The 13,396-nt window shown below is 41.5% G+C and carries 13 protein-coding genes; 9 read left to right on the top strand and 4 right to left on the bottom strand.

The features are described 5' to 3' along the window. Positions 1 to 88: 88 nt before the first annotated feature. Genes PAT01_RS18750 through rph form a run of 3 tightly spaced genes read right to left on the bottom strand, consistent with a single transcriptional unit; the run spans position 89 to position 1,900 of the window. A complete protein-coding gene (locus tag PAT01_RS18750; protein WP_004588246.1) occupies positions 89 to 472 on the bottom strand; it encodes a diacylglycerol kinase in 384 nt (127 codons plus the stop codon). 57 nt (positions 473 to 529) lie between these two features. Next, positions 530 to 1,174 (bottom strand): orotate phosphoribosyltransferase, encoded by a 645-nt coding sequence (gene pyrE / locus PAT01_RS18745; RefSeq protein ID WP_004588247.1) that lies wholly within the window; start codon positions 1,172 to 1,174, stop codon positions 530 to 532. A 12-nt stretch (positions 1,175 to 1,186) separates the two neighbouring features. Continuing rightward, positions 1,187 to 1,900: a ribonuclease PH gene (gene rph / locus PAT01_RS18740; protein ID WP_004588248.1), complete on the bottom strand. Its 714-nt coding sequence runs from the start codon at positions 1,898 to 1,900 to the stop codon at positions 1,187 to 1,189. Between the two features lie 163 nt (positions 1,901 to 2,063). Between rph and PAT01_RS18735 the strand changes: the two genes are divergently transcribed. From PAT01_RS18735 to PAT01_RS18710, 6 genes are all read left to right on the top strand, one after another. Beyond that, positions 2,064 to 2,924, top strand: a complete 861-nt coding sequence (locus tag PAT01_RS18735) for a YicC/YloC family endoribonuclease (protein WP_024032427.1) — start codon at positions 2,064 to 2,066, stop codon at positions 2,922 to 2,924. A 115-nt stretch (positions 2,925 to 3,039) separates the two neighbouring features. Then, positions 3,040 to 3,660: a guanylate kinase gene (gmk, locus tag PAT01_RS18730; protein WP_064384893.1), complete on the top strand. Its 621-nt coding sequence runs from the start codon at positions 3,040 to 3,042 to the stop codon at positions 3,658 to 3,660. A gap of 114 nt (positions 3,661 to 3,774) precedes the next feature. Next, on the top strand, positions 3,775 to 4,050 hold the full coding sequence (rpoZ, locus tag PAT01_RS18725; RefSeq protein ID WP_004588253.1) for a DNA-directed RNA polymerase subunit omega: 276 nt from the start codon (positions 3,775 to 3,777) through the stop codon (positions 4,048 to 4,050). A gap of 127 nt (positions 4,051 to 4,177) precedes the next feature. Next, positions 4,178 to 6,283: a bifunctional GTP diphosphokinase/guanosine-3',5'-bis pyrophosphate 3'-pyrophosphohydrolase gene (spoT, locus tag PAT01_RS18720; RefSeq protein ID WP_004588254.1), complete on the top strand. Its 2,106-nt coding sequence runs from the start codon at positions 4,178 to 4,180 to the stop codon at positions 6,281 to 6,283. A gap of 12 nt (positions 6,284 to 6,295) precedes the next feature. Continuing rightward, positions 6,296 to 6,688, top strand: a complete 393-nt coding sequence (locus PAT01_RS18715; RefSeq protein WP_004588255.1) for a RidA family protein — start codon at positions 6,296 to 6,298, stop codon at positions 6,686 to 6,688. A 151-nt stretch (positions 6,689 to 6,839) separates the two neighbouring features. Then, entirely contained in the window at positions 6,840 to 8,447 is a 1,608-nt protein-coding gene (locus PAT01_RS18710; protein ID WP_054983951.1) for a DUF342 domain-containing protein, read from the top strand. 24 nt (positions 8,448 to 8,471) lie between these two features. Here PAT01_RS18710 and asnA read toward each other — a convergent pair whose 3' ends face one another. Beyond that, positions 8,472 to 9,467 carry an aspartate--ammonia ligase gene (asnA, locus tag PAT01_RS18705; protein ID WP_029773162.1) on the bottom strand — a complete coding sequence of 332 codons (996 nt, stop codon included), beginning with the start codon at positions 9,465 to 9,467 and terminating at the stop codon, positions 8,472 to 8,474. A 196-nt stretch (positions 9,468 to 9,663) separates the two neighbouring features. Here asnA and asnC point away from each other — a divergent pair, with 196 nt between their 5' ends. The 3 genes from asnC to recG are packed head-to-tail and all read left to right on the top strand — an operon-like array spanning position 9,664 to position 12,991. Further along, positions 9,664 to 10,122 (top strand): transcriptional regulator AsnC, encoded by a 459-nt coding sequence (gene asnC, locus PAT01_RS18700; protein ID WP_004588258.1) that lies wholly within the window; start codon positions 9,664 to 9,666, stop codon positions 10,120 to 10,122. Positions 10,123 to 10,162: 40 nt separating this feature from the next. Further along, complete coding sequence (trmH, locus tag PAT01_RS18695; protein WP_024032415.1) at positions 10,163 to 10,849, top strand: tRNA (guanosine(18)-2'-O)-methyltransferase TrmH; 687 nt, start codon at positions 10,163 to 10,165, stop codon at positions 10,847 to 10,849. A 60-nt stretch (positions 10,850 to 10,909) separates the two neighbouring features. Beyond that, positions 10,910 to 12,991: an ATP-dependent DNA helicase RecG gene (gene recG, locus PAT01_RS18690; protein WP_154945988.1), complete on the top strand. Its 2,082-nt coding sequence runs from the start codon at positions 10,910 to 10,912 to the stop codon at positions 12,989 to 12,991. The last annotated feature ends 405 nt before the right edge of the window (positions 12,992 to 13,396 follow it).

The following is a 13,396-nucleotide window of genomic DNA, read 5'->3' as shown; positions in this document are numbered from 1 at the left end:
TGAGTATTTGAGCTAAATGCGCTAAAAACACAACATAACTAGCACTTTATTAACATTTCAGGTGTATTAATTGGTTTATATAGAGGGTTTACTGAAATAACTTTATATACAAACTTGCACCCCACACGATCGTAAGGATCATTAATGAGAGTGTTACCGCTGCAGATCCCATATCTTTCGCACGCCCCGATAATACATGGCGCTCTGTACTTACGCGATCAGTGAGCGCTTCTATTGCTGAATTAAGTAATTCCACAATCAATATGATCAGTAATGTACTTACTAACAATGCCCAATGTAATACCGATGAAGCTAGCCAAAAAGAAATGGGTAGCAAAATAATGCTAAGTAGCAACTCTTGCCTAAAAGCCGCTTCTTCTATAAAGGCCGCTTTAAAACCAAGGTATGAACAATACGTTGCTTTAAATATACGCTTTATACCAAGGCCGTTAGGTTTAAATACATCTTTCATTATTAGCTCTATTTACTCTGGTCAAAATAAAGCCCCGCAATTGCGAGGCTTTTTTAGTTAGGCAATACCGTATTGATCTCGGTATGCTTTAACTGATGCTAAATGCTCGTCCATTGTACCTTGGCTCTCAAGGTAGCTAATAAGATCAGCTAATTTTACAATAGAGATCACTTTGGTATTAAAGTCGCGCTCAACCTCTTGAATAGCTGAAAGCTCAGCTTTGCCTTTTTCTTGGCGATCAAGTGCTATTAGTACACCACTTAGGTCTGCGCCGTTATCGGCAATGATTTCCATAGATTCACGAATTGCAGTGCCTGCGGTGATCACATCATCCACCAGCATAATTTTGCCCGTTAATGCAGAACCTACTAATGTTCCACCCTCACCATGTGCTTTTTTCTCTTTACGGTTAAAGCAATAAGGTACATCTTTATCATGGTGATCTGCCAGCGCTACTGCGGTAGTGGTTGCAATAGGAATACCTTTATAAGCTGGGCCAAATAAAACGTCGTATTCTATTGCAGCGTCTTCAAGGGCTGATGCATAAAAACGACCCAAACGTGCTAAATCACGTCCTGTATTAAAAAGGCCAGCATTAAAAAAGTATGGGCTTGTACGACCTGATTTAAGGGTAAACTCGCCAAATTTTAAAACCTGCTTTTCTAAAGCAAATTCAATAAACTCTTTTTGATAATCTTTCATTGGGGTTCTCGCTTATGCTAACGCTTGTTTTTGAACGTCAATAATTTCACGGATTGAATGTTTAGCCAGTGTAAGTAGCTCATCTAATTCGTCGAACGAGAATGGTTCGCCCTCTGCGGTACCCTGCACCTCAATAATTTTACCTGTTTCAGTTAAAATTACGTTCATATCGGTTTCGGCTTCAGAATCTTCAAGGTACTCTAAATCACTAATTGGTTGGCCTTTATAAATACCTACCGAGATAGCAGCAATCATGTGCTTAAGTGGGTTTGAGTTGATCATTCCTTTAGCGCGCATGTGAGTAAGTGCATCAACTAAAGCCACGCATGCACCACTAATAGATGCAGTACGTGTTCCGCCATCAGCTTGAATCACATCACAATCAATTGTAATGGTGTTTTCGCCAAGCGCTTTTAAATCTACTGCAGCTCTTAATGCGCGAGCAATTAAGCGTTGAATTTCCATAGTACGACCGCCTTGCTTGCCACGTGCTGCTTCACGTGCGTTACGCGTATGCGTTGAGCGCGGTAGCATACCGTATTCAGCGTTGATCCAACCTTTACCTTGGCCTTTCATAAAACGTGGTACACCTGCTTCAACCGTAGCAGTACAAAGTACTTTGGTATTACCAAACTCAACAAGTACTGAGCCTTCAGCGTGTAATGTGTAATTACGTGTAAATGATACCGGTCTAATTTGGTTAGGTGTTCTTTCGCTTGGACGCATTGACGATCCCCTTAATTCTGAATTTGCGACATTATAAGTGCATGTGCAGGTAGATGCCATGCTGATTGTAAAATATTCAGCGTAATAAATTTTCTCTAGAGGTTAAGCAGTGTTACGGTATAATCATCGCAATATTGTATTAATAAATTTTAGGAACTTATCCATGATCCACAGTATGACTGCTTATGCGCGTCGCGAAATTAAAGGCGATTGGGGCACTGGCACCTGGGAAATTCGTTCAGTAAACCAGCGCTACCTTGAAACGTTTATTCGCGCACCAGAGCAATTTCGTGGCATGGAGCCGGTAATTCGTGAGCGTTTACGTAAAAATTTGCAACGCGGTAAAGTTGAAGTATTTTTAAAGTTTGTTGCAAATCCAGCACACGTGGGTGAGCTATCAATTAATGAGTCACTTGCTGAGCAACTAATAAATAGTGCTAAATGGGTGCAGCAACAAAGCAGTGGCGACATTAACCCAGTTGATATACTGCGCTGGCCTGGCGTAATGGAAGCACAGGAGCTCGATTTAGATACCGTTAATAAAGCACTTATAGCGGGCTTTGACCAAGTAGTTGAAGATTTTAAATCAGCTCGTGGCGATGAAGGCGCAAATTTAGAAGAAATGATTGCCACTCGTCTTGATGCCATACTTGAGCAAGTTACTGTAGTAGAAAGTCACTTACCAGAAATAGCAAAGTGGCAGCGTGAAAAGCTTAATCAAAAGCTTGAAGACTTAAAAACCGACATTGACGAATCTCGCCTTGAACAAGAGCTTATTTACCTTGCGCAAAAGCAAGATGTTGCCGAAGAACTCGACCGCTTAAAATCGCACGTAAAAGAAACTAAAAAAATTCTTAATAAAGGTGGCGCCTGTGGCCGCCGTTTAGATTTTATGATGCAGGAGTTTAACCGCGAAGCAAACACCCTAGCCTCTAAGTCTATTAATAGTGATATTACTAATGCAGCTGTAGAGCTAAAAGTGCTCATTGAGCAGATGAGAGAGCAAATTCAAAATATTGAGTAATCGTACTTGTGTGCTACTTACTTGAGCACAATTAGTTAAATAAAGTACAATAGTGTCATTAAAGGCTTGGGTTATTGATTTAATCCAAGCCTGTTTATTTTAAGTAGAGAAAAACATGGCTCAAACTCGCGGAAATTTATTTATTTTATCGGCGCCTTCTGGTGCGGGTAAATCTAGCTTAATCACGGCGTTACTAAAAAAACACGCAGATATGAAAGTATCGGTCTCGCATACCACTCGAAGCCCTCGCCCTGGTGAAGAAAATGCGGTGCATTATCACTTTGTAAGCGCCGATGAATTTAAAGCATTAATTGCCAAAGATGATTTTTTTGAATGGGCGCAAGTATTCGATAATTACTACGGTACTTCAAAGCAGGCTATTGAGTCGCAGCTGAATGCCGGTATTGATGTATTTTTAGATATTGACTGGCAAGGCGCGCAGCAAGTGCGCGAAATTATGCCAAGCGTGCAAACAATTTTTATTTTGCCGCCTTCTAAAGCAGAGCTTGAGCAGCGCTTAAATAACCGAGGCCAAGATTCTGCCGAGGTCATCGCTGGGCGTATGGCTAAAGCGCAATCAGAAACATCGCACTACAATGAATATGATTATGTTGTGGTTAACGATGATTTTGAAACCGCCCTTAGCAATATTGAAACTATCGTATTAGCGCAGCGCTTAACCTTAAAAGCCCAAGCTAGTCGTCATCACGATTTAATTACAAACTTACTTAAATAAGCCATTTATGCCCTTTACAGGGAAAACTGGTAAAAATTAACCACTGGCTATTGGCGAAACAAGCTGCTTGCAGTAAACTACGCCTTTGCTTTTAAATTATTTTGGAGTGCTGAGATGGCTCGCGTAACAGTTGAAGATGCAGTAGATGCAATTGGTAATCGTTTTGACTTAATTTTAGTTGCGGCTCGTCGTGCCCGCCAAATTGCTGTTGGTGGTAAAGACCCACTAGTAGACGCTGAAAATGACAAACCAACCGTTATCGCTCTACGTGAAATCGAAAAAGGTTTAGTTGATAGTTCATCAATGGACGTTATTGACCGTGAAGAACAACAACACCAAGAAGCAGCTGAATTAGCTGCGGTTGCTGCTATTGTTGGCGGTAATCAATAATCAACCACCCGGTTTGATTTAGTCAACGGCTCAGTATTTCTACTCTAGCCGTTGGCAATCCCCTCTTTTCATCGTATATTCTATTACTTACCGTTACTTATTGCTTCACGAGAACATTGGAGTGTGAATGTATCTTTTTGAAGGTCTTAAAAAGAAAATATCTGAATACTTGCCTGCTGCTGAAGTAGAGCTAGTGCAAAAAGCCTACGTGGTAGCCCGAGAGGCTCACGAGGGGCAAACTCGCTCAAGTGGCGAGCCGTACATTACTCACCCTGTTGAAGTAACCCAAATTCTTGCTGGCATGCACCTTGACCATGAAACACTTATGGCCGCGCTAATGCATGACGTTATTGAAGATACCGATTTTAGCCAACAGGACTTAGCCGAAATATTTGGCGATACGGTTGCCGAACTTGTTGAAGGGGTAAGTAAGCTCGATAAGCTCAGCTTTAAAGACAAAAAAGAATTCCAAGCTGAAAACTACCGAAAAATGATCATGGCTATGACCCAAGACATTCGGGTTATTTTAATTAAACTGGCCGATCGCACTCACAATATGCGTACATTAGGCGCTCTGCGCCCTGATAAGCGCCGTCGTATTGCCCGTGAAACACTTGAAATTTACGCACCTATTGCAAACCGTTTAGGTATTCACGATATTAAAAATGAGCTAGAAGATTTAGGTTTTCAGGCTTTATACCCTATGCGTCATCGCGCACTTAAATCTGAAGTGGCAAAAGCGCGAGGTAATCGCAAAGAAGTTATTTCTAACATTCAAACCGAAATAGAAGCACGTCTTGAAGAGTCTGGTATTAAGGCGACGGTTTCTGGGCGCGAAAAACACCTTTATAGCATTTATAAAAAAATGCTTAATAAAGAGCTGCTTTTTAATGAGGTAATGGATATTTACGCCTTTAGAATAAACGTAGATGCAATGGATACCTGTTATCGCGTGTTAGGTGTTGCACATAACCTATATAAACCTATCGAAACGCGTTTTAAAGACTATATTGCCGTGCCTAAAACAAATGGTTATCAGTCTTTGCATACGTCATTAGTAGGCCCACACGGCATTCCGGTAGAAATACAAGTGCGTACGCATGACATGGATCACATGGCCGATAAAGGGGTTGCTGCACACTGGATGTATAAAAAAGCCGGTGATGGCGCGGGTAACACAGCTCAACAGCGTGCGCGTCAATGGATGCAAAGTTTACTGGAGCTTCAGCAAAGTGCCGGCTCATCATTCGAATTTGTCGAGAACGTTAAAACCGAGCTGTTCCCAGAAGAAATATACGTATTTACCCCCGATGGCCGCATAGTAGAGTTGCCAATGGGCGCTACCGCGGTTGATTTTGCTTACGCGGTGCATACTGATGTGGGTAACACTTGTGTTGGTGCAAGGGTAAACCGTAAACCTTACCCACTAAGCAAAGCCTTAGATACTGGGCAAAGTGTTGAAATTATTACCAGCTCGGGTGCACACCCTAATGCAACCTGGTTAAACTTTATAGTTACAGGTAAAGCCCGTTTAGGGATAAGAAACTATCTTAAGAGCCAACACCAAGAAGAAGCATTGTTATTAGGCCGACGCTTACTCGATTCTGCCTTAGGTGAAAATAAGCTCGACAGCATTGCCGATGAAAATATAGCCCGCGTACTCGAAGAGCACGAGCTATCTACAGTATTAGAATTACTAGTAGAAATAGGCGCAGGTAACTTAATGAGCGTGTTAATCGCTAAACGCTTATTGCAAGAAGAAAGCGACGACTTGTCAGATATTAGCAAACAAGCCAAAGCAACCATTATTGGTACAGAAGGCATGTTGGTTAATTATTCTAAGTGTTGCCGACCTGTACCAGGGGATGCCATCACTGCACATATTAGCCAAGGTAAAGGGCTTACCGTTCACCGCCAAGAATGTAAAAACATTCGCGGCTGGGAAAACGAACGCTCAAAATACTTGGTTGTAAAATGGGATGACAATCCAGAAAAAGAATATATAGCTGCGCTACGGGTGGAAATAATTAATCACCAAGGGGCTTTGGCTAAACTCACAAATGTTGTTGCTACAACCCAAGCCAACATTGTTGAGATCACTACCGACGAAAAAGAAAGTAATTTATATGTGATAGACTTGGGCGTTACCGTTAAAAACCGCGTCCATGTTGCTAATATTATGCGCCGCATTCGCGTGATGCCTGATGTGCAAAGAGTCTATCGTAAAAAGTAAAATAGGAAACTCATGAATAAAGCATTTATTTCTACCGAAAAAGCACCTGCTGCCATCGGCACTTATAGCCAAGCGGTTAAAGTAGGTACTGCCGTTTATTTATCTGGACAAATTCCACTTGTCCCAGAAACAATGGAAATGGTTTCAGAAGACTTTAGCGAGCAGACACATCAAGTATTTAAAAACATTACAGCGGTGTGCGAAGAAGCAGGCGGTAAAATCCAAGATCTTGTTAAAATTAATATCTACCTAACAGATTTATCAAACTTTGCCACTGTTAATGAAGTAATGAGCCAATATTTCAAGCAGCCTTATCCTGCCCGTGCAGCATTAGGTGTACGTGCTCTACCAAAAGGCGCACAAGTTGAAATTGACGGCATAATGGAACTTCCTTCAACTAATTAATAAATACAGAGCTATAAACCCCCTTTATAGCTCTATTTTTTATTGCTAGCCTTTGTTTATCTCCCTTTCTTGACTCACATGTAAATATCTAGCACTCTGTAATCATGCAATAAAATCAATCTTAACTTTAGTAGTAGAAAAGGATTAACTAGTGTTTAAGCTTGCCAATAATGGGAACGTATTACTTGATGTAAGTAAGCACGCTCCACCTAGCGCCGCTTTTATAATTGATGCACTCGAGAAGTCGACGTTTTGCGAATGCAAAATTGACCACGAGGCTATTGATAATTTTTTTAAAGCGCAAAATAATGAGCCAACCTTGGTTGTAGCAAGTAAGCACGATGCATCGCTTGTGGTAACGTTAAGCGAAGATAAAATGCAAGCCATAGGTGAGCTAACTTTAGCTTATGGTGGTAAAGTACTTTCGTTAGAAGAGGGCAAAAAACAACTCATAAAAGCAGGGGTTGTACGTGGTTACAAACAAGCTTTTTTAGAGCAGCTTTTAGATAAACAATTTAACTTACCCCCAGGTACAGTGGCAAAAGGGATTCTAGCCAAAGGCCGCCTACCAGCAGAAGGCACAGCAACAAAATTTGTAGCTATGGTAGAAACCCTCAAAGATCGCCTAAAAGCACCCAAAATGAAGGAAGATGGCAGTGTTGATATGCGCGACTTTGGTAAACTGGCAAGCGTAGAGCCCGGCACTGTACTGATCCGCCAACAACCTGCAACTCCCGGTAAAGAAGGATTCACTGTAGTAGGTGACATACTACCGGCTAAACCCGGCGAAAATAAAAAGTTAGTGGCAGGGGAAGGCGCCGAAATATCAAAAACAAATCCGCTCGAGCTTGTTTCTACAACAGCGGGAGTCCCCGTAGAAATACCTAACGGTATGCGAGTTGATGATATTTTTACCATCTCTGATGTAGATGTTAAAAGCGGCCATATTGATTTTGAAGGCAGTGTTATTGTGACTAAAAACATTGACCCAGGAATGCGAGTCACGGCAAAAGGCGACATTACTGTTTTTGGCACGGTCGAATCTGGCGAATTATCAGCCGGCGGAAACATCACTGTAAAGCAAGGCATTATTGGCCATCAAAAGCTCGAAGATAAAACTTTGTCTTGCTCTATTAAAAGTGAAGGTGATGTTCATGTATCTCACGCACAATACTGTTATATGCAAGGCAAAAACATTTTTATAGACCGCCAAGCTAGCCATTGTGCGATTAAAGCAAAACACTTATTACAAGTTGGCCAAACAGAGTTACCCAAAGGGAAAATTTTTGGTGGAGAGATTCTTGATGCAACCGTGTTAATTGCTGGCGAAATAGGCAATGAATCAGGCGCAAAAATGGCTATCAATTTAGCCGCATCCGGCGCTGAAATAACGGCCGACACAGATAACTGCTTTAAAGATTTAGCAAAAACCGATGAGCAGCTTGATACCCTTCAAGCAGCACTAGAAAAAGCAGATAAAGTAAAAGATATAGAAAAAAAGAATCTGCTCATTAAAAAAATTGGCGCAACACAGCAGCATTATTGCCAACAAGCAGAGCAGCTAGAGAAAAAGTTATCTAGCCTAGATCATGAACTCCACGACCTACTAAGCGATGCAAATCTCGTCGTTAATACATCATTACACTCAGGGGTAGAGATCCATATTTTTGATAAAGTATTAAAAACTACCCGCAACTACCCACCTTGCAATATAAACCTACAAAACAATAAAGTAGAAATAAACTTTAAAACACATTAGGGCGCATTTAGCGCCCTTTATAATTTACAGTAAGCCACTTACCGTATCGTGCGTTTGCTTTGGCCATACACCGACTTGGACTTGTCCAATATGCTGCTTTTGCAGTAATAACATTGCTAAGCGCGATTGCCCTATCCCGCCACCAATTGTTTGTGGGAAAGCCTCTTCTAGTAATGCTTTATGCCAATCGAATGCTAGGCGTTCTTCATCGCCTGTTATGCTCAATTGCGCTTTTAATACATCAGGGCTTACACGAATACCCATAGATGATATTTCAAAGGCATCTTCTAACACAGGGTTCCACACTAAAATATCGCCATTTAATCCTGTGTATCCGTCAATCGTTTGGGTAGACCAATCGTCGTAATCTGGAGCGCGTACATCATGGATTTTGCCATCACCTAATGCCCCCCCAATACCAATTAAAAACACCGCACCGTACTCTTGTGCAATGGCTTTTTCGCGTTGCTTTGCGCTAAATTCAGGGTACATTTTGCGTAATTGCTCACTGTGTATAAACGTGATTTCACTAGGTAAGAATGGGGCTATACCAAAGCTTTCACTTACAAACTGCTCTGTTTGCTTAATACCAGTATAAATAGCTTTAACAGTGTCTTGTAATGTAGAGAGCGTACGTTCAGTACGTTGGCAAATTACCTTTTCCCAATCCCATTGATCAACATAAACAGAATGTATTGGGCTTAATGAGTCTTCATCTGGGCGCAACGCTTTCATTTGTGTATAAATACCTTCACCTACAGAAAAGCCGTAAGTCGCTAGCGTTTTACGTTTCCATTTAGCAAGCGAATGAACAACTTCATAGCTGCTATCGGTAATTGCTTTTACGTTAACAGCAACTGCATTCTCGTGGCCGCTCAGGTTATCTTGTGTGCCATCACCTACTTTGGCCAAAATAGGAGCCTGAACTTCAACTAACCCTAGTTGCTGCTCTAATTGCTGTGAAAAAAACTGCTTAACTTTACTTATTTGCTGCTGTTGCTGCACATAGTGTGAACTCATAATAATTGGCCTCATTCCCAGTTATTGTTACTTGCTTATTAATGAGAAAACACCCTGTAGGCGCCTTCAATGAGGTTACTGTAACGATTTAAACTTTTAATTCAATAACCCATAATAAAAATAGCTTTAATATGTAAAATCGATTAATTTACACGGTATAAAAATGTAGATTCACTAATTTAAGTAAGCAAAAATAATGGAAAATTATCAAATCGATAATCTCGATAAACAGATACTTCACGCTCTAATGGCCAATGCCCGTACAGCCTACGCAGAATTAGCTAAACGGTTTGCTGTAAGTGCCGGCACAATTCACGTACGCGTAGAAAAAATGAAACAAGCGGGCATCATTACCGGCACCCAATTAAGCATTAGTACAAAGCAACTAGGTTACGATGTATGTTGCTTTATTGGTATTAACTTAAACAACGCTCGCGACTACCCAGAAACACTGATTAAACTAGAAGCATTAGAAGAGGTAGTTGAAGCTTATTACACCACGGGTAACTACAGCATTTTTATAAAGGTAATGGCCAAGTCTATCGACCATCTGCAAGACGTGCTCATTAATAAAATACAAGCTATAGAGGCGATTCAATCAACCGAGACCCTAATCTCTTTGCAAAATCCAATTAGCCGCACAGTAATGCCTTAATAGATAAAATTACGTATAATTATCAAAAAAGAGGATCACCATGCAGCAAAATCGCTACCAACGAATAAAAGACGTGCTCTCACGTCGCCAAACTGACTTAACGGTCTGCCTAGAAGACGTACATAAACATCATAATCTCTCAGCTATTGTAAGAAGTGCTGATGCAGTAGGTTGCCATCATGTGCATGCTGTATGGCCAGAAAACCAAAAATGGCTGACCAATAATACTTCTGGCGGCAGTAAAAACTGGCTAGAAACACACCTGCATAAAAATATTGATGATGCTGCTGCGATGATGCGAAAGCACAACCCAGATGTACAAATACTAGCAACACACTTGAGCGAAGATGCTGTAGATTTTAGAGAAATCGATTACACAAAACCCACAGCTATAATCGTTGGCCAAGAAAAAACGGGGATTTCTGAGCGCGCGCTAAAACACGCCGATCAAAACATTATTATTCCTATGCAAGGCATGGTGCAGTCACTTAATGTATCAGTAGCTGCTGCGCTTATTTTATTTGAAGCACAGCAACAACGAGAAAAAGCAGGGCTATATAAGCGCGATATGCTAAGTGAAGAGATTAAACACCCTATGTATTTTGAAGGGTATCACCCAGTTATTGCTAAACAATGTAGATTAAAAAACCTACCTTACCCACCACTCGATGAAGAAGGTGAAATAGTCGCTAACGAGCAGTTTTGGCAAGCTTTAAAACATGCTTGATGCTTAGCAAACCTGTGAGTACACTTAACTCATTCACAAATAAACAGATTTGAGCCTACATTGTCTAAACCTAGCTTAAGCCAATACCCTATTACAGAACTTAAAGGGGTAGGACCAAAAATGGCCGAACGCCTACAAAAGCTAGGTATAGCTACCGTGCAAGATATGCTCTTTCATTTGCCTTTACGCTATGAAGATCGTACCCGTATTTATGCTATTAACGATGTTACTTTACACAGCCACTGTACTGTTGAAGCAACAATAGAAACAAGCCAAGTGACCTTTGGTAAACGGCGTATGTTAGTGGTGCAAATAAACGATGGTACAGGTAGGCTTACTTTACGGTTTTTTAATTTTACAGCAGCGCAAAAAAACGCATTTAGTAGTGGCAAAATAATCCGTTGCTTTGGTGAGGTAAGACGCGGGCGCGTTGGCTTTGAAATGAGCCACCCAGAATACAGCATTAGCGATACCCCAAACGAGCAACCAATCGCTGCAACACTAACCCCCGTGTATTCAACCACCGAAGGCTTAAAACAATTATCAATTAGAGCGTTAAGTGAACAAGCCATCGATTTATTACATAAGTATTCTGTTGAAGAGCTTATCCCTGAAAAATGGCAACCGTCACATATGCAATTAAGTGACGCTTTATTACTACTTCATCGCCCTGCGAATGATGTTGACATTATTTCGCTTGAACAAGGCATGCATCCGGCACAACAACGCTTAGTATTTGAAGAGCTACTTGCCCAAAACTTAAGCTTATTAAAAGTACGCGAGCAAGGGCAGCAAGTAAGTGCAGTTTCCCTAAGCCCTACAAATACATTAGAGAGCCAATTTTTAGCGCAACTCCCTTTTGCACCGACTAATGCACAAAATAGAGTTGTAGCCGAAATAAAAGGGGATTTACAGCATGCCTACCCCATGATGCGATTAGTACAAGGTGATGTAGGCTCAGGTAAAACACTGGTTGCAGCATTAAGTGCATTAACAGCAATAGCACAAGGTTTTCAAGTTGCCCTAATGGCACCTACAGAAATCCTTTCTGAACAACACGGAATAAATTTTAAGCAATGGTTTGAAAGTCTTGGGATTAACGTTGCCTGGCTAGGCGGTAAAACTAAAGGGAAAGAGCGTACTAATACACTTGAAAAAATCGCCTCAGGGGAAGCGCAAATGATAGTGGGAACGCACGCCCTATTTCAAGAGGAGGTAAAATTTAATAACTTAGTATTAATTATCATAGATGAGCAACATCGCTTTGGTGTTCATCAACGCCTCTCACTGCGTGAGAAAGGCAAATTTGGTAATTGTTATCCTCATCAGTTAGTCATGACCGCAACCCCCATTCCACGTACATTGGCTATGACGGCCTATGCCGATTTAGAAACCTCAGTAATAGATGAGTTACCACCTGGGCGCACACCTATAACCACCGTTGCTATTCCTGATACACGCCGAGACGATATAATAAACCGTGTTAAGCTTGCCTGTAATGAACAAGGCAGACAGGTTTATTGGGTATGTACCCTTATTGACGAATCAGAAGCCCTACAATGCCAAGCAGCTGAAGACAGCGCATTACAATTAAAAGAGGCGTTGCCAGAGCTTAATGTCGGGCTCGTCCATGGCCGTATGAAAGCCGCTGAAAAACAAGCGATCATGAGCGACTTTAAAGCAGGCAATATTCACGTACTTGTTGCAACAACAGTAATAGAAGTAGGTGTAGACGTACCTAATGCCAGTTTAATTATCATAGAAAACCCTGAACGCTTAGGATTAGCACAATTACATCAATTACGCGGGCGCGTAGGACGAGGAGCCACCGCTTCGCATTGCGTACTGTTATATCACGCTCCCCTTTCTCACACCGCTCAAAAACGTTTAGGTGTATTAAGAGACAGTAACGATGGCTTTGTCATCGCAGAGCGAGATTTAGAAATACGTGGGCCAGGTGAAGTGCTCGGCACTAAACAAACTGGCTTAGCAGAATTTAAAATAGCGGATCTTACTCGAGATAAACACACGCTAAATCAAGTCAGGCCCATTGCTCAACAAATGCTAAAGCAAAACCCCGACCTTATAGACCCTTTAATTCATCGCTGGCTAGGTAATAAAACTAACTACGCACAAGCATAATTACGCTAAAGTACTCGTAAAGCTCACTGCTGAAACGCTATATTTACCATACAAAGATGTGCGGCGAGCCTTATCCGCGGGTTTTGGGATACTCAACCCACGATACGGAGGTGGTGGAGACTGTGCGTATAATATCTGGAATGTATTTTCACTTTTCTGCAGACGTAAAAAAGCCCGACTCTTTCGAGTCGGGCTTTCTTGTATTTGGAGCCTGGCGATGTCGTGGTGCCCACAGCGGTAGAGAGTCACATAGCAAATGGGACATTATCATTGCGTCGGGTGTCGCTTCGCTCGCCCGACCTACATTTTAGGTTTAAAAGTGAATTCATTACGAGTGCTTTTTTCACTTTCCTGCGGACGTAAAAAAGCCCGGTTCTTTCGAGTCGGGCTTTCTTTTATTTGGAG

This window comes from Pseudoalteromonas atlantica, assembly GCA_007988745.1.
Lineage (GTDB): Bacteria > Pseudomonadota > Gammaproteobacteria > Enterobacterales > Alteromonadaceae > Pseudoalteromonas > Pseudoalteromonas atlantica.
This window is presented reverse-complemented; position numbering and strand designations above follow the sequence as displayed.